Annotated in this window: 22 protein-coding genes; 10 read left to right on the top strand and 12 right to left on the bottom strand. The window is 69.9% G+C overall.

The features are described 5' to 3' along the window. The first annotated feature begins 20 nt into the window (after positions 1-20). Positions 21-1082, top strand: a complete 1062-nt coding sequence (locus MSPGM_RS02785; protein ID WP_209687976.1) for an MBL fold metallo-hydrolase — start codon at positions 21-23, stop codon at positions 1080-1082. A 33-nt stretch (positions 1083-1115) separates the two neighbouring features. On the opposite strand, the gene MSPGM_RS02780 is transcribed toward MSPGM_RS02785, so the two are convergent. The 3 genes from MSPGM_RS02780 to hslV all read right to left on the bottom strand — a co-directional run bounded on the left by MSPGM_RS02780 (position 1116) and on the right by hslV (position 3995). After that, entirely contained in the window at positions 1116-2006 is an 891-nt protein-coding gene (locus MSPGM_RS02780) for an EamA family transporter (RefSeq protein ID WP_003601560.1), read from the bottom strand. Between the two features lie 2 nt (positions 2007-2008). Beyond that, positions 2009-3322 (bottom strand): ATP-dependent protease ATPase subunit HslU, encoded by a 1314-nt coding sequence (hslU, locus tag MSPGM_RS02775; RefSeq protein WP_003601561.1) that lies wholly within the window; start codon positions 3320-3322, stop codon positions 2009-2011. 112 nt (positions 3323-3434) lie between these two features. Beyond that, positions 3435-3995, bottom strand: coding sequence for an ATP-dependent protease subunit HslV (gene hslV / locus MSPGM_RS02770; RefSeq protein ID WP_003601563.1), 561 nt, complete (start codon positions 3993-3995; stop codon positions 3435-3437). A 197-nt stretch (positions 3996-4192) separates the two neighbouring features. Between hslV and motA the strand changes: the two genes are divergently transcribed. From motA to MSPGM_RS02755, 3 genes are read left to right on the top strand one after another with little or no spacing between them, the layout of a single operon-like run. Continuing rightward, on the top strand, positions 4193-5068 hold the full coding sequence (gene motA / locus MSPGM_RS02765; RefSeq protein WP_003601565.1) for a flagellar motor stator protein MotA: 876 nt from the start codon (positions 4193-4195) through the stop codon (positions 5066-5068). Positions 5069-5082: 14 nt separating this feature from the next. Beyond that, entirely contained in the window at positions 5083-6117 is a 1035-nt protein-coding gene (locus tag MSPGM_RS02760; RefSeq protein WP_003601567.1) for a flagellar motor switch protein FliM, read from the top strand. Beyond that, positions 6101-6397 carry a hypothetical protein gene (locus MSPGM_RS02755; protein ID WP_003601568.1) on the top strand — a complete coding sequence of 99 codons (297 nt, stop codon included), beginning with the start codon at positions 6101-6103 and terminating at the stop codon, positions 6395-6397. Before MSPGM_RS02760 ends, MSPGM_RS02755 begins: the two co-directional genes overlap by 17 nt. Before the next feature lie 13 nt (positions 6398-6410). Here MSPGM_RS02755 and MSPGM_RS02750 read toward each other — a convergent pair whose 3' ends face one another. Next, complete coding sequence (locus tag MSPGM_RS02750) at positions 6411-6683, bottom strand: PepSY domain-containing protein (protein ID WP_003601569.1); 273 nt, start codon at positions 6681-6683, stop codon at positions 6411-6413. 200 nt (positions 6684-6883) lie between these two features. On the opposite strand from MSPGM_RS02750, the gene fliN reads away from it, so the two are divergent. The 5 genes from fliN (at position 6884) to MSPGM_RS02725 (ending at position 10783) form a co-directional block, all read left to right on the top strand. Continuing rightward, positions 6884-7210, top strand: coding sequence for a flagellar motor switch protein FliN (gene fliN, locus MSPGM_RS02745; protein ID WP_003601570.1), 327 nt, complete (start codon positions 6884-6886; stop codon positions 7208-7210). Between the two features lie 22 nt (positions 7211-7232). Further along, on the top strand, positions 7233-8312 hold the full coding sequence (locus MSPGM_RS02740; RefSeq protein WP_003601571.1) for a flagellar motor switch protein FliG: 1080 nt from the start codon (positions 7233-7235) through the stop codon (positions 8310-8312). A gap of 43 nt (positions 8313-8355) precedes the next feature. Then, positions 8356-9417 carry a flagellar biosynthesis protein FlhB gene (flhB, locus tag MSPGM_RS02735; protein ID WP_003601572.1) on the top strand — a complete coding sequence of 354 codons (1062 nt, stop codon included), beginning with the start codon at positions 8356-8358 and terminating at the stop codon, positions 9415-9417. Further along, positions 9414-9860 carry a hypothetical protein gene (locus MSPGM_RS02730; protein ID WP_003601573.1) on the top strand — a complete coding sequence of 149 codons (447 nt, stop codon included), beginning with the start codon at positions 9414-9416 and terminating at the stop codon, positions 9858-9860. Before flhB ends, MSPGM_RS02730 begins: the two co-directional genes overlap by 4 nt. 221 nt (positions 9861-10081) lie before the next feature. Continuing rightward, a complete protein-coding gene (locus MSPGM_RS02725; protein ID WP_003601574.1) occupies positions 10082-10783 on the top strand; it encodes a response regulator transcription factor in 702 nt (233 codons plus the stop codon). Positions 10784-10790: 7 nt separating this feature from the next. Here the strand turns inward: MSPGM_RS02725 and MSPGM_RS02720 are convergent, their stop codons facing one another. The 6 genes from MSPGM_RS02720 to fliF form a co-directional block, all read right to left on the bottom strand. Continuing rightward, positions 10791-11459, bottom strand: a complete 669-nt coding sequence (locus MSPGM_RS02720) for a transglycosylase SLT domain-containing protein (RefSeq protein WP_003601575.1) — start codon at positions 11457-11459, stop codon at positions 10791-10793. Continuing rightward, entirely contained in the window at positions 11413-13266 is a 1854-nt protein-coding gene (locus MSPGM_RS02715) for a flagellar hook-length control protein FliK (protein ID WP_209687978.1), read from the bottom strand. The genes MSPGM_RS02720 and MSPGM_RS02715 overlap by 47 nt, the downstream gene beginning before the upstream one ends. Before the next feature lie 39 nt (positions 13267-13305). Then, entirely contained in the window at positions 13306-14688 is a 1383-nt protein-coding gene (locus tag MSPGM_RS02710; RefSeq protein ID WP_003607095.1) for a chemotaxis protein, read from the bottom strand. Then, positions 14685-16091, bottom strand: a complete 1407-nt coding sequence (locus tag MSPGM_RS02705) for a MotB family protein (RefSeq protein WP_012752108.1) — start codon at positions 16089-16091, stop codon at positions 14685-14687. Before MSPGM_RS02705 ends, MSPGM_RS02710 begins: the two co-directional genes overlap by 4 nt. Before the next feature lie 84 nt (positions 16092-16175). Beyond that, positions 16176-16817, bottom strand: coding sequence for a hypothetical protein (locus MSPGM_RS02700; protein WP_261926147.1), 642 nt, complete (start codon positions 16815-16817; stop codon positions 16176-16178). Further along, positions 16817-18496 (bottom strand): flagellar basal-body MS-ring/collar protein FliF, encoded by a 1680-nt coding sequence (gene fliF, locus MSPGM_RS02695; protein WP_012752106.1) that lies wholly within the window; start codon positions 18494-18496, stop codon positions 16817-16819. The genes MSPGM_RS02700 and fliF overlap by 1 nt, the downstream gene beginning before the upstream one ends. A gap of 113 nt (positions 18497-18609) precedes the next feature. Here fliF and MSPGM_RS02690 point away from each other — a divergent pair, with 113 nt between their 5' ends. After that, positions 18610-18840, top strand: coding sequence for a hypothetical protein (locus tag MSPGM_RS02690; protein ID WP_003602000.1), 231 nt, complete (start codon positions 18610-18612; stop codon positions 18838-18840). A 168-nt stretch (positions 18841-19008) separates the two neighbouring features. Here MSPGM_RS02690 and fliP read toward each other — a convergent pair whose 3' ends face one another. Together fliP and MSPGM_RS02680 are read right to left on the bottom strand one after the other, a co-directional pair. Then, a complete protein-coding gene (gene fliP / locus MSPGM_RS02685; protein WP_003602002.1) occupies positions 19009-19791 on the bottom strand; it encodes a flagellar type III secretion system pore protein FliP in 783 nt (260 codons plus the stop codon). Then, positions 19788-20270: a flagellar basal body-associated FliL family protein gene (locus tag MSPGM_RS02680; RefSeq protein WP_003602005.1), complete on the bottom strand. Its 483-nt coding sequence runs from the start codon at positions 20268-20270 to the stop codon at positions 19788-19790. The genes fliP and MSPGM_RS02680 overlap by 4 nt, the downstream gene beginning before the upstream one ends. Between the last annotated feature and the right edge of the window lie 37 nt (positions 20271-20307).

Raw genomic sequence — 20307 nt, 5'->3', positions numbered from 1 at the left:
GGACAGGCCATCTTGGCCGTATGAAGAAGCGTGGCCTGCTCACGGTCGCCAGCGCGGCCACGGTGATGACCCTCGGGGGTGTCGGCTACGCCGCGCATCGCCGGAATAAAAACCCCTATTACCGCGGCCCCCAGAGCGCGCATTTCGACGGGCTGCGCTTCCACGCCCCGAACCAGCCGCCCGACAAGTCGCTCTCCGACCTCGCCCGCTGGCGCCGGACCGGCAAGCCCGAGGCGTGGCCCGCGAGCTTCCCGAGCCCGTTTCCGGCGGACAGGCCGCCGGAGCGGTTCGAGGGGCTTCGCGTCGTCCTGATCGGACATGCGAGCTACCTGTTCCAGGTGGCGGGCCGCAACATCCTGGTCGATCCGGTCTATGCCAAGCGCGCGAGCCCGGTCCGCTTCGCCGGGCCGAAACGGGTCAACGCGCCGGGCATCGCCTATGCCGACCTGCCGCCGATCGATGCGGTGCTGATCACGCACAACCACTACGACCATCTCGACGGGCCGACGATCGCCCGCCTGTGGCAGGACCACCAGCCGCTGATCGTCGCCCCGCTCGGCAACGACGCGATCCTGCGCGGCTACGACGAGACTATGCATGTCGAGACCCACGACTGGGGCGAGTCGGTCGATCTCGGCGCCGGCATCACCGTGCATCTGACGCCGGCCAACCACTGGTCGGCGCGCGGCTTCAACGACCGGCGCATGGCCCTGTGGTGCGCCTTCGTGCTCACGACGCCGCGCGGCGTGCACTACCATGTCGGCGATACCGGCCTCGGCGACGGCGCGCTCTTCCGCGAGATCCGCGCCCGGTTCGGCCCGCCCCGGCTCGCCACCCTGCCCATCGGCGCCTACGAACCGCGCTGGTTCATGCAGCCCCAACACATGAACCCCGCCGACGCGGTGGAGGCCCTGGGCCTGCTCGGCGCCGATCAGGCGCTCGGGCACCATTGGGGCACGTTCAAGCTCACCGACGAGGGCATCGAGCGCCCCGTCGAGGCCCTGGGCGAAGCGCTGAAGGCGGTCGCGCTTCCGCCGGAGCGCTTCCTGGCACTGCGGCCGGGGCAGGTTTGGGAGGGGTAGGGGCGGCAGATCGTTTGATCGGGAGCACGCCGTTCACCCGACGTCTCTCGGCTCCTGTCGTCGGCCGCCGGACCTACGGTTCGCCAGCGTGATCCCCGCCGAGGCCGCCACGATGCAGGCGATGGCCCCACCCTGCACTGGGGCCAGCCGCTCGCCGAGCAAAGCGAGGGCGGCCACCGACGCGACGGCCGGTTCCAGGCTCATCAGCACGCCGAAGGCGGGGCGGGGCAGGCGGGTGAGGGCGAACATTTCGAGCGAGTAGGGCAGGGCACTCGACAGGACGGCGATGACGAGACCCGTCGCGAGCGTCGCCGGGGTGAACAGGTCGGCGCCGGCCTCCACCAGGCCCACCGGTGCGACGACTAGGGCAGCGATCGCCATGCCGATTGACACCGCCCGACCGCCGCCGGCCCGGCCGGCGCGCTGGCCGAACACGATGTAGGCGGCCCAGCACAGGCCCGCGCCCAGCGCCAGCGCCGCGCCCGTCGGATCGAGGGTGCTGGTCTCGCCCAGCGGCAGCAGCAGGCCGAGCCCGAGCACCGCGAGGCCGATCCAGGCGAAGTCGCGTGCCCGGCGCGAACCCACCAGCGCCACCGCTAGCGGACCGGTGAACTCGATGGCCACCGCGATGCCGAGCGGGATCGTGCGGAGCGACAGGTAGAACAGCAGGTTCATGAGCCCGAGCGCCGCGCCGTAGAGCGCAATGGCGCCGATCTCGCCCCGCTCCGGACTGCGCCGCCATGGCCGCCAGACCGCGAGCAGGATCAGCGCCGAGAAGCCGACGCGGAGTGTCGTGACGCCCGCCGCGCCGACGACCGGAAACAGCCCCTTGGCGAGCGCGGCGCCGCTCTGGATCGAGACCATCCCCGCCAGGAGGGCGAGGATCGGCAGGGCGATGTCGGGCGCGGCGTTGCGTCCGCGCACGGTCAGAGAATGAAGCGGCTCAGATCGGCGTTGGCGGCCAGATCCTCGACCCGGTCGCGCACATAGGCCGCGTCGATCGGCACCGTCTCGCCGGAGCGGTCAGTGGCCGTGAAGGAGATCTCGTCGATCACCCGCTCCAGCACGGTCTGCAGGCGGCGGGCGCCGATATTCTCCACCGAACCGTTCACCTCGACGGCGACGCGGGCGAGTGCGTCGATGGCGTCCTCGGTGAAGTCGAGGGTGACGCCTTCCGTCTCCATCAGCGCCACCGTCTGCTTGATGAGGCTGGCTTCGGTGGCGGTGAGGATCTGCTTGAAATCCTCGACGGTGAGCGGCTGCAACTCGACGCGGATCGGTAGGCGGCCCTGCAACTCGGGCAGTAGGTCGGACGGCTTCGAGACGTGGAAGGCGCCGGACGCGATGAACAGGATGTGGTCGGTCTTCACCGGCCCGTGCTTGGTCGCCACGGTGGTGCCCTCGATCAGGGGCAGCAGGTCGCGCTGCACGCCCTCCCGGGAGACGTCGGCACCCGAGCGGCCCTCGCGGGCGCAGATCTTGTCGATCTCGTCGAGGAAGACGATGCCGTTGTCCTCGACCTCGCGGATCGCCTCGCGGGTCAGCGCGTCGTCGTCCACGAGCTTGTCGCTCTCCTCGGCGATCAGCGGCGCGTAGGCCTCCGCCACCGTGATGCGGCGCGGCTTGCCGCGCTGGCCGCCGAGCGCCTTGCCGAGCATGTCGGAGATGTTGATCGCCCCCATCGAGGCGCCGGGCATGCCGGGGATCTCGAACATCGGCATACCCTGCGAGCCGGACGGGGCCAATTCGATCTCGACTTCCTTGTCGTCGAGTTCGCTCGCCCGCAGCTTCTTGCGGAAGCTTTCGCGCGTCGCCTGGCTCGCGGTCGGCCCCACCAGGGCGTCGAGGATGCGGGATTCGGCGGCCGCTTCCGCCTTGGCCTTCACCGCCTTGCGCTTCTCTTCCCGCGTGAGGCCGATGCCGACCTCGACGAGGTCGCGCACGATCTGCTCCACGTCGCGGCCGACATAGCCCACCTCGGTGAACTTGGTGGCCTCGATCTTGAGGAAGGGCGCGCCCGCGAGCCGGGCGAGACGCCGGGCGATCTCGGTCTTGCCGCAGCCCGTCGGGCCGATCATCAGGATGTTCTTGGGCGCCACCTCATCCCGCAGCGGGCCTTTCAGTTGCTGGCGCCGCCAACGGTTGCGCAAGGCGATCGCGACCGCGCGCTTAGCGTCCTTCTGGCCGACGATGAAGCGGTCGAGCTCGGAGACGATCTCGCGGGGAGAGAAGGTGGTCATCGGGCTCCTGCGGCCGTTTTTTTTGGGACGTGTGGGGCGGCGCGTCGGGCGCGGGGCCTTCCCCACGAACGATCTAAGCGGGCGAGGCCCGGCTTTCCAGGGAGCGCGGCGCTCAGGCCACGTCGAGGGTTTCGATCACGAGGTTGCCGTTGGTGTAGACGCAGATCTCGGCGGCGATCTTCATCGACCGGCGCACGATCGCCTCGGCGTCGAGCTCGCCATCCTCCAGCGCCCGGGCGGCGGAGAGGGCGTAGTTGCCGCCCGACCCGATCGCCATCACCCCGGTCTCGGGCTCTAGCACGTCGCCGGCGCCGGACAGCAGCAGGCTGACCTCCTTGTCGGCGACCAGCATCATCGCCTCCAGCCGGCGCAGATAGCGGTCGGTGCGCCAATCCTTGGTGAGTTCGACGCAGGCGCGGGTGAGCTGGCCGGGATACTGCTCCAGCTTGGCTTCCAGCCGCTCGAACAGAGTGAAGGCGTCGGCGGTGGCACCGGCGAAGCCGCCGATCACGGTGCCCTTGGCGAGGCGCCGGACCTTGCGGGCATTGCCCTTCACGATGGTCTGGCCGAGGCTGACCTGACCGTCGCCGCCGATCACCACCCGGCCGCCCTTGCGGACCATCAGGATCGTGGTGGCGTGCATCTGCGGCAGGCGATCGTCGGTTTGGGCCAAGGAAGCGCTCCGGTTCGAGGGAAAAGGCCGAGCCTCAGTTAGGCGCTCGAACGCCCGGCTCCAAGGTCGGCCCCGGCATCGGCAGGCTCGGCCGCTGCGCGAAAAAGCTCCGCGCAAGCCACTATGCCTATTGGCTCGGACAAAGGGCCGCCGCGCGTCGGCACCCGTCCCGCAGCGGTGTCCCCCGGAGTCTTCTCATGGGAATCCTCGTCGGCCTCGTCATCGCGATCGGCTGCATGCTCGGCGGCTTCGTCGCCATGGGCGGGCACCTGATCGTGATCTGGCAGCCCTGGGAGTTCGTCATCATCTTCGGCATGGCGGCGGGCACCTTCGTCATCGCCAACCCGATGAAGACGGTGGTCGATTCCGGCAAGGCGACGATGGAGGCCTTCACCAACAAGGGGCCGAAGCGCCAGGATTTCCTCTCGCTGCTGGGGCTTCTGCACGCCCTGATGCGCGACTTGAAGACGAAGCCGCGCAACGAGGTCGAGACGCATTTCGACGATCCGGCGAATTCCGAGATCTTCAAGAACTATCCCGAGGTGACCAAGGACCAGGATCTGGTGCTGTTCATCTGCGACTATTGCCGCCTGATCCTCATCGGTAACGCCCGCTCGCACGAGATCGAGGCGCTGATGGAGGAGGAGATCGGCACGCACAAGAAGTACAAGCTCAAGCCCTATGCCGCGATCAACACCGTGGCGGAGGCGCTGCCGGCACTCGGCATCGTCGCGGCGGTGCTCGGCATCGTGAAGGCGATGGGCGCGCTCGACCAATCGCCGCAGATCCTCGGCGGCCTGATCGGCGCGGCGCTCGTCGGCACTTTCATCGGCGTGTTCGCGTCCTACGGGATGCTTGCCCCGCTCGCCGTGAAGATCAAAGGCGTGCGCGAGAAGCAGTGCAGCGTCTACACCATCGTGAAGCAGAGCCTGATCGCCTACATGAACGGCGCGCTGCCCCAGGTCGCAATCGAGCACGGCCGCAAGGGCATCGCCGGCGCCGACCGCCCGACCATCGACGAGGTCGAGAGCGCCACCGTACCCGGCGCCCGCGCCGAACCGGCCGCGGCGTAAGGGGTCGATCGCAGATGGACGAGACCGAAACCCCCGGCGTGGCGCTCGACGCGGCCCCCGAGGCGGCGCCCGCGGGAGCCCCCGAGGTGGCACCCGAGCGCCAGCCCGAATTGCCCCCGTTCGTAACGGCGACCAAGCCCGCGACCGACATCCGCACCCGCATCCAGGAGGCCGGCGGCCTGTCGCTCGACCGGCTGCCGATGCTCAGCGTGGTGTTCGACCGCCTCGCCACCGCCTGCAGCGATGCGGCCAAGCACCTGGCCGCCTCCACGACCTTCTACTCCCTGAGCGGCGTCGAGAGTGGGCGTTTCGGCGAGTTCCTCGACGCCTACGACGCCAACGCGGTGGTCGGCATCTTCCAGGCACCGGAATGGGACGGCCACGTTCTGGTCGGGCTCGACCGCGACTTCCTCTACACCATGGTCGAGGTGCTGTTCGGCTCCGACGGCGCCGAGCCGCCGGTGGAGGATGAGCGCACTTTCTCGGCAATCGAGCTGCGCATCGCGCAGATGGTGTTCGAGCAGGTCGGCAAGGCGCTCGAATCCTCCTTCGGCCTCGTCTCGCAGACGGCCTTCCGCCTGGAGCGGATGGAGACCCGAATGGAGTTCGCGGTGATCGGCCGGCGCTCCAACAAGGCGGTGCAGGCCAAGTTCCTGCTCCAGGCGCTCAACCGCGGCGGTGAGATGTTCCTCATCATCCCGCAGACGGTGCTGAACCCGCTGCGCCCGGCGCTCGGCAAGGTGCTGACCGGCGAATCCGCCGCCCGCGACCCGCGCTGGGCCGAACAGATCGCGGCGGAGGTGCAGAAGACGACCGTGCGCCTGCGTGCCGTCCTTGAGGAGCGTCACCTGACGCTCGGCGAGATCGCCGGACTGAAAGTCGGGCAGGTGCTCACCCTCGACGCGACGCCCGCGACGCGGATCAAGCTCGAGGGCAACGACCGGCCGCTGTTCTGGTGCCGGGCCGGCCAGTCGCAGGGCAGCTACGTCCTGCGGGTGGAGGAATCGATCAATCCGGAGAAGGAGGGCGGCCATGGGCTCCTTGGTTGACGGCGTGCTGCTCCTCGCGCTCGTGGCGACGAGCGCCTGCGTGCTGCCGATGTACCTGAAGCTCAAGCGCCTCGACCGGACCCAGGCCGAGTACGGCGCGGCGGTGGCTGCCTCCGGCGTGGCGCTGACGCAGGCCGGCGAGGCGGTGCGCTCCTTCAAGGAGGAGGGCCGCGAGGTTCTGGACGCGCTGAGCCTCAAGATCGAGGAGGCGCGTGCGGTGCTCGACACGCTGGAGGCGTCGCGGGCGGCCCTCGTCGCGGCCCGCTCGGAGAAGCCGTGAGGCGGAGCCTGTCTCAGTCGTCGCTCTGCTTCTTGGTTTTCTCGACGATCGCTCCGGTCTGCGGATCGAGCTGAACCTTGACGCTCCGGCCGTCCCGGACCGCCTTGGCCTTCCACACCCCGTCATCGGCCTCGATGCTGCGCACCGTGCCGTAACCGGCTTCCGCGAGCTTGGTCAGCACTTGGTCGATCGGCATCCAATCCTTTCCGGGCGTGTCGGCATGCGCCGACGCCGCGAGGAGGCCGGTGGCCAGCGTGGCGGCGGCGAGGGTCTTGAGGGTGTTCATGGGGTTCGGCTCCTGTCGGGTGTCGTGATGCCTCCTTCTGTCACCGGATACCCCCGCGAACCTGACGATCGCCGTCAGCGAAATGTCAGCCGCGGCGGCCCGCGCGAAGCGTCAACCTGACGACATGCGGCGACAGCCTCGCGTCAGCCAAGCCGGCTAGACCGTCCTCACGCACGAAGCGGACCCGAAGAGCCCGAGCGATGAGCAGCAGCCCCTTCCCCGATACCGATCTGGCCGGCACCGAGCCCCGCGTCGGCGACGGGCGCAACCTCGATTCGATCCTGCGCATCCCGGTGCTGATGCAGGTCGTGCTCGGTTCGGCGACCATGCCGGTGGCGGATCTGATGAAGCTCGGGCGCGGCGCCGTCGTCCCCCTCGACCACCGGGTCGGCGAGCCGGTGGACGTGATGGTCAACGGCCGGGTCATCGCGCGGGGCGAGATCGTGATCGTCGAGGAGGACAATTCCCGGTTCGGCGTGTCGCTGACCGAGGTGGTCGGCCCCTCCGCCACCGACCAGAACACCTGAGCCCGGGCGAGAACGGGCCGCCATGTCTTCGAGCCCTCTGGCATCGAGCCCCGTCCCTTCGGACGCCGTCTCCTCGGGCGCCGTCGCCCCCCGTGCGGTGGCGACCCGGCGGCTCGAGCCCGTCGATCAGGTCGCCGCGCTGCTGCTCGCCATGGGCAAGCCCGCGGCCGGGCGGCTCATCAAGTATTTCGAGCCGGATGAGCTCAAGCGCATCACCCGCTCGGCCTCGAATCTCGGCGCGGTCAGCCCCGAGCAGCTCGACACGGTGGTGGAGCATTTCTCCGCCGAGTTCTCCGCCGGTAACAGCCTGATCGGCACCGCCAGCGAGGTCGAGAAGCTGCTCAGCGGCCTGCTGCCGGCCGATCAGATCGCCGACATCCTCGCCGACGTGCGCGGCAGCGCCACCCGCTCGGTGTGGGATCGGCTCGGCACCGTGCAGGAGAGCGTGCTGGCGAGCTACCTCGTCAAAGAGCACCCGCAGACCGCCGCGCTGATCCTGTCGAAGGTGAAGCCCGCCACCGCCGCCAAGGTGATGGGCCACCTGCCCGCGCCGGTGCGCAACACGGTGATGCGGCGGATGCTGAGCTTCAAGCCGATCGTCGACGACGTGCTGCACGCGATCGAGAAGACCCTGCACGAGGACTTCATGATCAACGGCGCGCGCAATTCCGGCGCCGACACGCACGCCAAGATGGCCGACATCATCAACAAGATGGAGCGCCAGCAGATGGACGACGTGCTCTCCAGCCTCGGCGAGTCGCGTCCGAAATCGGTCGAGATCCTCAAGGGTCTGCTCTTCACCTTCGACGACATCGTCAAGCTGGCGCCGCGCGCGCGCACCACCCTGTTCGACGCCGTGCCCAACGACCGGCTGGTGCTGGCGCTGAAGGGGACGGAGGCCGACTTCCGCACCACGGTGCTCAGCGCCCTCTCGGCGCGGGTGCGCCGCATGGTCGAGCACGAGCTGAACGGCGGCGAGCCGGCGGCACAGCGCGACGTGCTGGAGGCGCGCCGCACCATCACCGATCTGGCGATGGAGATGGCCGGGCGCGGCGAGATCGAGATCAATCCGGGAGGCGAGGATGAAGCGCTCATCCGCTGATCCGCGCCCCCGGCGTCAGCTTCGGCATCGGCGGGGCTGATGCGTGGCGGACGACGACAAGGAGAGCAAGACCGAAGCCGCCACCGAGCGGCGGGTGCGCGACGCGATCGAGAAGGGCGACATCCCGTTCTCGCGCGAGGCGCCGGTCTTCGCCTCGACGCTCGGCCTGCTGATCGCGCTGGCTCTGTTCGCGCGGGGGCAGGCGGCGCAGCTCGCGGGCGACTTCGCGCCGCTCCTCGACGATCCGCGCGGCTTCTCCCTGGAGTCCGGCGGCGACGCGATGCTGCTCCTCAGCCGCGTGGCGCTGGCAGCCGGCCGCTTCCTGCTGCCGATCCTGCTGATCCTGGCGGTCTGCAGCCTCAGCGCCTCGCTTCTGCAGAACCTGCCGCGCTTCGTTCTCGACCGGATCACGCCGAAATGGTCGCGGGTGTCGCCGATGGCGGGTTTCGCGCGAATCTTCGGAACCTCGGGTCAAGTCGAGTTCCTGAAATCCCTCGTTAAATTCCTGTCGGTCAGTGTCGTTGCCCTTCTGCTCCTGCGCTCGGAGCGGACAAGAGCCGTGAACGCCATGTTCGTCGATCCGAGCCAACTGCCCGAACTGATCCTGACGGTCGCGATCCGTCTGGTCTCGGCTGTGGCCATCGCCACCATCGTCATCGTCGCGGGCGATCTCGTCTGGGCGCGGCTGCGCTGGCAGCGCTCGCTGCGGATGTCGCACCAGGATATCAAGGACGAGCACAAGCAGACCGAGGGCGATCCGTCGGTCAAGGCGCGGCTGCGCTCGCTCGCCCAGGACCGCGCCCGCAACCGGATGCTCGCCAATGTCGACCGGGCGACCGTAGTGATTGCCAACCCGACCCATTTCGCGGTGGCCTTGCGCTACGAGCCCAGCGAAAACCCGGCCCCCCTCGTAATCGCCAAGGGGCAGGACCTCATCGCGCTGCGTATCCGCGCGATCGCCGAGGAAAAAGGCATCGCCGTGATCGAGGACAAGCCTCTCGCAAGATCCCTGTACGATGCTGTGCAGGTCGATCAGACGATTCCTGCAGAATTTTACCGCGCCGTGGCGCAGATCCTTTTCTTCCTTTTCGCGAGAGCCCGATGACCCCTCAGGTCCAACGTTTCGCGCCAGGACCGTCGGCCGTCCCGCACAGCCATGCGGCGGCCGAACAGATCTTCGCCGAGGCGCTGCGCGACTTCATCGCCGAGCTGTGCCTGCTCGACGGTGGCGTGCTGATCGGCTGGATCCGTGGCGAGCGGCACGGCAACATCGCCGACATCGTCTCCTCCTCGGCCGAATTGTTCTTCAAGGAATCGGTGCTGACCTACGCCGACGCGGCCGATGTGTGCCTCGATTGGGGCCGCTCCATGCAGGTGGTCCTCGATCTCGAATTCGCCGCCGAGTCGGTGACGGTCTTCTTCAAGCTCGTGCTCGACGAGGTGTTCGCGGGCGTCGCGATCCAGCGAATCGTTGCGGAGGAGACGGCAGCGCTCTCCCTGGAAAACTTCGCCCACGCCCTCCGTCAGGCCCGGGTCGGGCACGCGTGAAGCGGCGCGAATGCCACGCGCATCACACGAACACCGTCACTGTCTGAAAATGTACAATCAGTAGATTGACCCCCTTGCGGCCGCGCTCCATGAATCGGGTGCGGCAGCGTCTCGATGCGTTGCGGAAGGCGGCGGAGACGGTCTTCCGGTGGCGCCCGAAACCTGCCCAGATCGCGGCGCAGTGGCAGGGCGATCCGGCGGGATCAGGGGGATGGTCGTCGATGTATTTCCTGGTCGATCCGCGCGATACCGTGAACGCGGGTTACAAGGCCAGCTTCGAGCGTGAGGGCATTTCCTCGTTCGCGCTCATGCCCGACGAGTTCCTGAGTTGGCTCCGGGCAGCCTCTCCCGCCGACCTCGAAGCGATCCAGGGCTTCCTTCTCGGCGATTTCGCGGAGCGGGCGAAATGCGCGGGCGTCATCCGCAAGCAGTCCCGCGCACCGATCATCGCGCTCGCCGATCTGCGCTCGCTCGAGCAGACCGTCGAACTGCTGGAAGCCGGCATCGACGACGTGCTGCCCAAGCCCGTCCATGTCCGCGAGATCCTGGCCCGCTCGGAAGCGATCTGGCGCCGCGTCAACGGGGCCGTTCAACCGAGCGAGGCGGAAGGCGAGACCGAGGGCGAGGCGCGGGGGCCGGACCGGCTCAAGGTCTTCCACGACGGGCGCGACCCGGAGATCGACGGCGTGCCGCTGTCCCTGCCGCGGCGGGAGCGGCACATTCTCGAATATCTCGTGCGCAACCGCGGGCGCCGGCTCACCAAGACCCAGGTCTTCAACGTGGTCTACGGCGTCTACAGCAACGGCGTCGAGGAGAGCGTGATCGAGGGCCATGTGAGCAAGCTGCGCAAGAAGCTCGCCGAGCGGCTCGGCTACGATCCGATCGAGGCCAAGCGCTACATGGGCTACACCTACGTCGGGTGAGCCGGATTTACTGGCAGAACGACTTCGCACCCGGCGTCCAGTTGCCGAAGCCGGTCGCGACCATGTTGGTGATGACCCGGCAGACATAGACCTTCTGCGCCGGGTTGTTGTTCGGCCCGGCATGGTAGCGCGCCACGGCGAGCGTCCAGCTCCCCTCGCGCTCCTTCAGCTCCTTCAGGAAGCGCGTCGCGTATTCGACGTTCTGAGCCGGGTCGATCATCGCCTCCAGCGAGGCGAATTTCGCCCGGTGATAGTGGTGGTTGATCTGCATGCAGCCGAGATCGACCAAGCGCACGCCCTCCTGCTGCGCCTGGGCGAGGCGCTGCATCACGTCGGCGGCGCCGCTGCCGAAATAGGCCTTGCCTCCGATGTTCATGGCGTAGGGCTGGAGCGAGCCGCGGTTGCCGCTCTCCGTCAGCCCGACCGCGTAGAGCATGCCGAGCGGCACGCCGTGCTTGGCCGCCGCCTGCGCCATCTGGCGCTCGCAGACACGGGAAGCGCCGGCCATCAAGGGACGTTTGGAGCCGCCTCGCGTGTCGCCGCCCAGCGCGCCCGTCTGCGCAGAGGCGGCCTCCGCGGCGCCCTCGGCTGCGGTGGAATGCGCGGCCGCCGCATTCGGGCCAGCGGCGCTAGAGATACAGGCTGCCGCGATCGCGCCCGCGAGAATCCGTCTCATGGTCCTGCTCCTCGGTGGGCGTGGCGGCGGCGTCCGCGCGCGGGGACGGGCGCCGGCCCGATTGATCGGGCGTCGCTGCGCCCGGCTGTCTGTCGTGCTGGCCGCCCTGCGATCCGGCGAAGGACGCGAATCCCTGACCGCGCGGCCCGGATTCGCCCGGGCCGGGGCCGCCCGATTGAATCGTCACGGCCTCGGGCTCGTAGCCGGCCTCGCGCAGCAGGCCGGCGAGCAGGTCGCCCTCCTTGCGCAGGCGCTCGGCGGTCTCCTCGCGGCTGGTGCGCAGGCTCATTTCCAGCCGCCCGTCCTGCAGGCGCATCCGCACCAGCACCGAGCCGAGATCGGCCGGATGGAGCTGGAGGGTGAGGATTTTCAGCGGCCCGGCCTCGGTCGAAGCCGGAATGGGACGGGCCGATGGGGTCGCCATCGCCGCGGGTGCCGCCGGCAACTGGGCGGCGACCGCGTCGACGATCTGGCGCAGCGGCGAGGCTGGCGCCGGCGTCGGCAGGCCGGCCGTCTCCTGCGGACCGGATGGCGCCAACGGCATGTCCGGGCGCGGCGCTTCGATCGTCACCGCGTCGCTTCCGGCACTTTCGGCGCGCGCGCCACCTTCGGCCTGCGGTCGCGGCACGGCCACGGCGGCATGCTCCGGCATCGTATCGGGGCGTGCGATGGCGGCCGGGCGATCCTGCCGCGATTCCGGGTCGCGTCGGGTCTGCCCCGGCGTGCCGGATTGGGTGATCGTGGTCGGCTCAGGCAGGCTCGTGCCCTCCGGTTGATCGGGGAGCGCGGCATTGTCCGCCGCACCGACCGGCTCGGCCTGATCGCTCCGGGGCGCCGCGCGTCCGCGGGAAGCGGGGCTTCGCGGAGCTTCGGCGCCGGCCGCTTGCGCCGGGGGAGCGCCCGCCGCTTGCCGAACGGCCTCGCCTGGTGCCGGTGCAGGGCTCGCCGGGGTCGCTTCGGCGGGGCGGTCGGGGCCTGGAACGGGCGAGGCCGGCCGCGCGGATGTCGTGGCGGCCGGTGCCGTCAACCCGTTCGCGGGCGCCTCCGGTGCCTGACGATCGGACGACACTGCCGGGTCGCTGGCGTCGCTGCGGGCTGCCGGGGGCTGCATCGCGGCCGATCCCGCCGGGAGCGGTCCGTCCGTCCGGCCGGCCGGCAATGCCGATGGCACGGTCGCATCGGGCGCCGGCGCGACCGGCGGGGTACCGGGAAGAGGAGCCTTTCCTGCGCTCACCGGAGCGATTGGCGCGGCGCCGATGCTTCCGGGTGTCGCGAGCGTCTGCGGCGCGGATGGCTCGATCGGGCCCGGCTCGATGGCCGTTTCCGCCGGGGCCGCGACGCCATGCGGCCGGACCGGCGCGAAATGCGTTTCCAGGCCGACCATCGACATCTGCAAGGCCGGCTCCGCCGGGGCCGGTCCGGGCCCTGATCCGGCGCGTGCGGCGGCCCGCTGCACCATGGCCTCCAGGCTGGCGTCCGGGGGAACCGCGATGGCCGGCGCCGCGGGACCGGTGAGCGCCATCAGCGCCTGCAAGGCCGAGCCGCCGACGTCGAGAGTGGTTGCGGGCAAGGCCTCGGCGGGGAGGGGGGGCGACATGTCCGTCCCGGCCTCAGCCTGTTCCGCCGTGGCCTCTCCAGTCCGTGCCGTGCCGATATCGGCCGTCCCGCGTTCCGCCGCCCCGTTCTCGAAGGCGCCGAGCATCGCCTCGAAGTCAGGCGGGACGCCCGCGCGCGCATCCTCGCCCGCGGGCGCACGACCGGCCTCGGACTTCGGCCGCAGAAGGGGGAGGGTGTCGAGGGACCGCATCACGGGTCGATCGTCCGATGGTTGGAGTGCGGGGAAGACTCAAGGGGTGCGGGTGGGGGCATCCATGGCGCGCTCGGCCCGGGCCAGGGCTTCCTGCGCCCGCAGGAGCGAACCGGATTCCGGGATCGGCCGGCTTGAAGAGGGTGGCGGGGTCGCGGCGGCCTCGGCGACGGCGGAGGGCGTGCGGATCTGCCGGGCGGTCGAGAGCGCGGCGTCGAGCAGTTCGGCGTCGGTCGGTATGAAATCGGTCCGGTCGAGACCGCGCAGGGCCTCGTAGCCCTCCTCGAAGCGCCCGTCGGCCACGATCAGCGCCGCGCCGCGATAGAGCCGCGCCTGCGCGGCCGGCTGGGAATCCGGTGCGGCGAGCCCCATCGCCCGCTCGGCGGAAAACAGCGCGGTCTCGCGGCGGCCCTGTTCCAGCCCGGCGCGCGCCACCAGCAGGTAAAGGTCGCGCCGGCCCTCGGGCTCGATCTCGTCGAGCATCCGCTCCAGGCTGGCGATGCGGGTGCGGTCGCTGTCGAAGTCGAGGCGGGTGAGCGCTCCGGCGAAGCGCTGGCGGAAGTTGCCGGCATAGACCGAGCGGCGGAACCGGCGCAGGTACTGGATCGCCAGCGCCTCGAAGCGCCGCGCATCGCCGCCCTGCGCCACGACGAAGATCTGGCGGCGCAGCGCCCCTTCCTCGACCAGCGTGCCGGGCGCCAGAAGCCGTGCAAGGTCCAGGAGTTCGAGCGACTTGACCGGCGCGTCGCGCACCATCAGCGCCGATTGCGTCAGCGCGAGCTGTCCGGCGAGGCCGGCGGGCATCGTGCGCGGGTCGATGCCAGCGAGCTTGGCCCGCGCCTCCCGCTCGCGCCCTTCCAGATAGGCCAGCGCCCCGAGCGCCAGGGGCTGTTCCGCCTCCGGCACTTTACCGGATCTGAGGATCACCCGCAGGGCCCCTGGTCCGCCGCCCGCCAATGCGAAGGTGACGGCGGCGCGCACGTTCTCCGCCTCGGCCCAGCTTTCGGGATCGAGGGCGATCAGCCGCTGCTCGATATGGCCGAGGAGCTGACGCTGTGCGAGATGCGCCTGGGTTGAGCCGCGGGCGATGCGGTCCTGCAGGAGTTGGAGCGTGCGCGTCAGTTCAACGGGCAGGCCGTGCGCCTTCACCGGCAGCGGTTCGATCGGCTTTGCCGGGGCGCCGTGTCCGCCATGGTCGTCGGCGGCATGGGCTTCCGCTGGGGGCGCGTGGGTGTCGCCGTGCTCGGCGGCCTTCGCCGGAGCGATCACGAGACAGAGGGCGAGCGCGAGAGCCGTGAGGGCGTTGCGGGATACCCCTTCCATGGCCGCCCCGCAGCGGGATGGCTTCGCCGGCCGGCTCGCGATGACGGCGGAGCGGCTGAACCGGGCGAGAGGGCGCCTCGGAAGCGTCCGGAGCATCATTCCGGCAGCCCCCGCAGCAGGATTTCGATGCGGCGGTTCTCAGCGGCCTTGGGATTGTTGGCGATGCGGGGCTGGCGGTCGGCATAGCCCTCGATGCGGTCGATGCGGGCCTCGTCGAGGCCGCCGCGCACGAGCATGTAGGAGGCCATCTGCGCCCGCGCCGACGACAGGCGCCAGTTGTCGTAGGTCTCCGAGCGGAACGGGCGACCGTCGGTATGGCCGCGCACCACGACGCGGCCGGGGCGGCTGTTGAGGATCTTGGCGATGCGCTCCAGCGCCTTGACCACCTTCGGCGTCGGCTCGGCCGAGCCGATCCCGAACATGCTGTAATTGATCTCGTCGGTGATGCTGATGAGCACGCCCTCGCCGGTGCGCCGCACCTCGACCTGCGGCGCAGGCGCGCCGTTGGGCAGCGACGGCACGGCCCGCGCGATCTCCGCCTTCAGCGCGGAGAGTGCCGCCGTCTCGGCCGCCTTCGCAGCCTGATCGGCCGGCGCCGCCAATTCCTTCGCAGGAGCCAAGTCCTTCGCAGGAGTAAAGTCCTTGGCAGGAGGTGCCTCGGCTTTCGCCAGAAGCGTCGGTTCGGGCGGAGCCGGCTTGGCTTCGGCCGGGGAGGCGAGCGGTGCCGCCTCGGGCGAGGGCTTGGCGGGCTCGGCGCTCGGAACCGTCAGCGGCATCGGCTCGGCCGAGGCGAGCTTGACGCCGGCCTGCCGCATGGCATCGCTCAAGCTCTGGCGGGCGATGTCCTTGGCCGATTCCTTCTGCGGCTCCCTGGGCTTGGAGCCGGCGGTCTGGGCCCGCGCGTCGAGGCGGGCCTCGGCCGGCGCGGCGGCGGCGGAGTCGAGGGCGCCGGGATTGTCCGTGCGCCGACGCGGCAGGGCGGCGACCTGCCAGTAGAGCGGGTCGAACGGGTCGCGTCCGGTCTCGCCGCCGGCCACGCCCGGCTGTCCGGCTTCGAGGGCGGAGGCATCCGCACTCGCGGCTTCGGGCCCGGCGGCCTCGGCCTCCGCGGCGAGTTTGGCGAGCACCGCGTAGGGGTCCTGGAACAGGGCGGATTCGCGGGCGCGGCTGCCCGGCGCGCCCGCCGCGTCGCCCTTGCCCTCGGCATTGCCGCCGTCGCCTTTGCCCTTGCCGGACGGGGCGGGATCGTTGGGCGTGTCCTGCGGGTCGTTGACGCCCTTGCGGTCGTGGGTGACCTCGGCGAGCTTCACCGGGTTGAAGTACTCGGCGATGGTCTGCTTCTGCTCTTTGCTCGTAGAGTTGATCAGCCACATGACCAGGAACAGCGCCATCATCGCCGTCATGAAGTCGGCAAGCGCGATCTTCCAAGCGCCGCCGTGATGGCCTTCCTCGTGGTCGCCGTGGCGCTTGATGATAATGATTTCGTGGGCGCGGTCCGACATCTTACGCCTCCGCGATCGCGGCGGTGATCAGGCGGCTCCAGGCCGCGAGTTCGGTCTCGATCACGGTCTCGCCCGCCCGCACCGTTACCTCCGGCCCTCGGCCGCCTCAAAAGCGATCCCGGTCGAGCCGCCGAGCCTTGCGGCGAGCGCCGCGATCAGATCGTCAGGCCCGCGCACCTGCACCGCCGCCCTCTGCGGCTCGGCCAGGATGCGCTTGAGGGCGGCGCCGAGTTCATCCAGCGCCTGCCGTTGCAGCGCTTGGCCCAGCACCGGCGCGATCAGCCGCGCGACCCGGTCCGAGAGCGTGGCGTCGAGCGCCTGCATGGCTGCGACGAAGCCTTGCGCCAGGATCTCGCCCTGCGCCTCGGTCCAGTCGCGGCGGGCCTGCGCCACGCCTTCCTCGAACAGGGCCTGCTGTGCCGCGCGCTCGAGCGCCGCCTGCGCCGACCACTCTTCCATCGCCTCGGCCCGGCCCTGTTCGCGCCCGCGCGCTTCGGCGGCGGCGATCAGCGCCTCGCGATCCTCGGCCGGCCGCAGGGTGGCCGCGGCGGCGCGGGGCAGGAAGGGTTCGAGCTCGGCCTGGATTTCGATCTGAGCCGGTGCGGTCGGCTCCGCGGCGGGCGCGCGGAACCACGCCCCCGAAAAATCCGGCTCGCCCGAGAGCGCCGCAGGCGGCGGGGGAGGGGCGGAGAAGTCCGGCAGGTAGCGGGCGAGCACCGGGTCCATCACGCCGCCTCCTCACGCATGAGCCAGCGCTTGAGTACGGCCGCGACCTGCTCCTCGTCGATGTCGATGAGCTGCTCCAGCCGCTTCTGCGGCGAGCGGGCCATCTTGTCCTCCAGTTCCTCCAGCAGGCCGGCGACGCCGGGCGAGGGGAGCTTGGCCGCCTCGCCGGAGCCGGGAAGTGCTGCACCCGGTGCGGCCAGCGCCATCGTGCCGTCGGCGGCGAGCGCGGGTGCGCCCTCGGGGCCGGCGAGTGCCGCGACCTCGCTCTGGGCGGTCTCGGGTGTCGCCAGGATCGCGCGCAGGGCTGGGCGCAGGCCGAACCAGATCAGCAGGCCCGCCACGACGAGGATCGTCGCCGCGTTGATGAGCGTGCCGGACTGTTTCATCATCACGTCGGTGAGCGAGAGCGGCGGCACCGGCTCCATCGGCTGTCCGTCGTTGACGAAGCCGACCGCCGCGACCTTGATCGTATCGCCGCGCTCCTTGCTGAAGCCCGCGGCCGAGCCCACCAGTTCCTCGATCTCGGCAATCTGCTTGTCGAGGCTGGCCTTGTCGTCGGGCCCGGCGAGCGCGGTCAGCCGCGAGCGGTTGACCAGCACCGCGACCGAGAGGCGGCGGATGGCGTAGCCGTCGCTCACCGTCTGGACCGTCTTCTGGGAGATCTCGTAATTGGTGAGGTCTTCCTTCTTCGAGCTTTCGTTGCTCGACTGGTCGTTGCCGTCCGAGCGGGTGCGCTGGTCGGGCAGGTTCTCCTGCGCGCTGGTCGGGCGCTGGCTGTTGCGGTTCTGCGCGTTCTCGCTCTCGCGCACCGAGCGCACCGAGCGTTCCACCCGCTGGTCGGGGTTGAAGATCGTCTCGTTCGTGCTCGTCTTGTCGGTGTTGAGCTGGGTCGCGACGCTGATCTCGAAATTGCCGACGCCGAGATAGGGCGCGAGCGTGCGGCGGATGTTGTCCTGCATCTCGCGGCTCACCGACTTTTCCAGCGTCGCCATCTTGCCGGTGGGCGCCGTGCCGGCGTCGTCGCCCGCGAGCAGCACCGTGCCCTCCGAGCCGATCACGGTGACGCGGTCGGGCTTCATGCCGGGGATCGCCGAGGCGACGAGCTGGCGGATCGCCTGCGCGCCGGACGTGTCGTCGGCCGGCTCGGTGCGCACCACCACGGAGGCGGAGGCCGGCTGCTGGTCGCGGCGGAACGAGCCGCGGTCGGGAAGCACCAAGTGGACGCGGGCGGCGCGCACGCCCTTCATGCCCTGAATCGTGCGGGCGATCTCGCCTTCGAGCGCCCGCACGCGGGTCACCTCCTGCATGAAGGAGGTCATGCCGAGCGAGCCGAGATCGTTGAACAGCTCGTAGCCGGACTTGGAGCTCTGCGGCAGGCCCTTCTCGGCCAGCAGCATCCGCGCCTGCGCGGTGTGCCCGAAGGAAACGAGCACCGCCGTGCCGTCGGACGACACGTCGAAGGGGATGCCGTTGTCCTTGAGCACGCCGCCGATGCGCGACACGTCCTCACGCGAGAGGCCCGTATAGAGCATCTCCTGCGCCGGACGGCTGAGGTAGTAGGCGCCGACACCGACGCCGAGAAACACCAAGAGGCCGACCAGCCCGAGGGCGATCAGCCGCCTCGCGCCGAGATCGACGATGTTGCTCCACAATCTTTCGGCTTGCTCGCGACCGAACATCCCCGGACCGATCCCGTTGGCGACCTGACACGTGTCGCCAGACTGAATGAGGGCTCACCCTTGCGCGGGGATTGCGACGCGACAGGTCTCGCGTGCGGTGCCGGGAGCCCTTGATGATCGCGGATGGTTCGGATGAGGCCAGAAGGGTGGGGGCGCGGGCCCGGCCGCTCGGCCCGTTCCTGTGCGAGGCCGCCTTCCGCATCGCCGAGAGCCTCTACATCGGCCCCGAGAACGACATCGCCCCGGCCGACGATTTGCTCGAGGCCCAAGCCGAGATGGAGCGGGGCGATTTCGCAAGCGATGACGAGGTGAGCGCGGTCTTTTCGAAGTGCCGGGCATTGTGAGCGACGCGTATCGATCCAACCCTCATCCTCATCCTGAGTTGCCTTCGCGGAGCGGAGGCCTCGAAGGGTGTTCCAGGGATGGCGCTGGATCTGGACGATCCTTCGAGGCCCGCTGATGCGGGCTCGTCAGGATGAGGGTGATGGCCGGGATATTCGCAAAAACCAGGATCAGAAGAACGACCGCACCAAGCCGCTGACCAGCAGGTTCCATCCGTCGATCAGGATGAAGAACAGCACCTTGAACGGCAGCGAGATCACGGTCGGCGGCAGCATCATCATGCCCATCGACATCACGATGGTGGAGACGATGATGTCGATGACGAGGAAGGGCAGCACGATCAGGAAGCCGATCTCGAAGCCCCGGCGCAGCTCGGAGATCATGAAGGCCGGGATGAGGATGCGCAGGTCGATCTTCTCGCCGGCCTCGGCCTTGGGGAAGGTGCGGCTCGCCAGATCCGTGAAGGTCTGAAGGTCCTTCGGGCGCACGTGCTGGGTCATGAACTCGCGGAACGGATCGACGATCTTGCCGAACGCCTCCTCCTCGCTGATGCGGTTCTCCTGCAGCGGCTTCACGCCCTCGTTCCAGGCGCGGTCGAAGGTCGGCGCCATGACGTAGAAGGTCATGAACAGGGCGAGCGAGACGAGGAACAGGTTGGCCGGCGTGCTCTGAAGGCCCAGCCCCGAGCGCAGGAACGAGAACGCAACGGCAAAGCGCGTGAAGCTCGTCACCATCACGAGCAGGCCCGGCGCCAGCGACAGCACGGTGAGCAGCGCGACGAGCTGGATGATGCGCCCGGAGGCCGCCCCGTTACCGGGCGGCAGCAGCGCGTCGAGACCGGGCACGCCGGTCACGCCGCCGGGCGCGGCACCCTGCGCCAGAGCGGCGGAGGCGGTGAGGCCGGCCGCCAGGGCAAGGCCGGCGGGGACGAGGATCGCGCGCGCTCTCTTCACTGGACCACCAGCGATTCGACGATGAGTTCGCGCACCGCCCCCTTGGTGCGGGTCGCGACGCGCTCGTTGAGGTCCTCGCGCAGGTGCTGGAGGCCGTTCGCACCCTCGATCTGCGCCATGGAGAGCGTGCGCAGGTAGGCCAGCGCGTCGGCGCGGATCTCGGCGAGCGTGACGTCGGGGTTCGGCAGCGCGCCCGTATTGAAGACGACGGAGGATTCGATCCGCACCCAGGAATCGGTCGGCTCGGCGAGGTTGGCCACCACCGAGCCGACGCTGCGCAGGGACAGGTCGCCGGTGTAGTTGAGCACCTTGACCGCCTTGCCGGCCTCCTCGCGCTGCTTGAGGTCGACCGATTTCTCGACGGTGCCGAGCAGATAGACGCCGAGCCCGCCCCCGGTGCCGACGGCGATCAGCGTGACGAGGGCGAGCGCCCCGATCCAGCCCTTGCCGCTCTTCTTGGAGTCCTTGGCGTCCGCCATCTCGATTCTCCTGGGTTCGCTCACATCGCTTCGCGGT

Source organism: Methylorubrum sp. GM97, from assembly GCF_024347855.1.
GTDB lineage: Bacteria > Pseudomonadota > Alphaproteobacteria > Rhizobiales > Beijerinckiaceae > Methylobacterium > Methylobacterium extorquens.
Note: the sequence above shows the minus strand (reverse complement) of the source record. Positions and strands in the feature narration are given on the sequence as shown.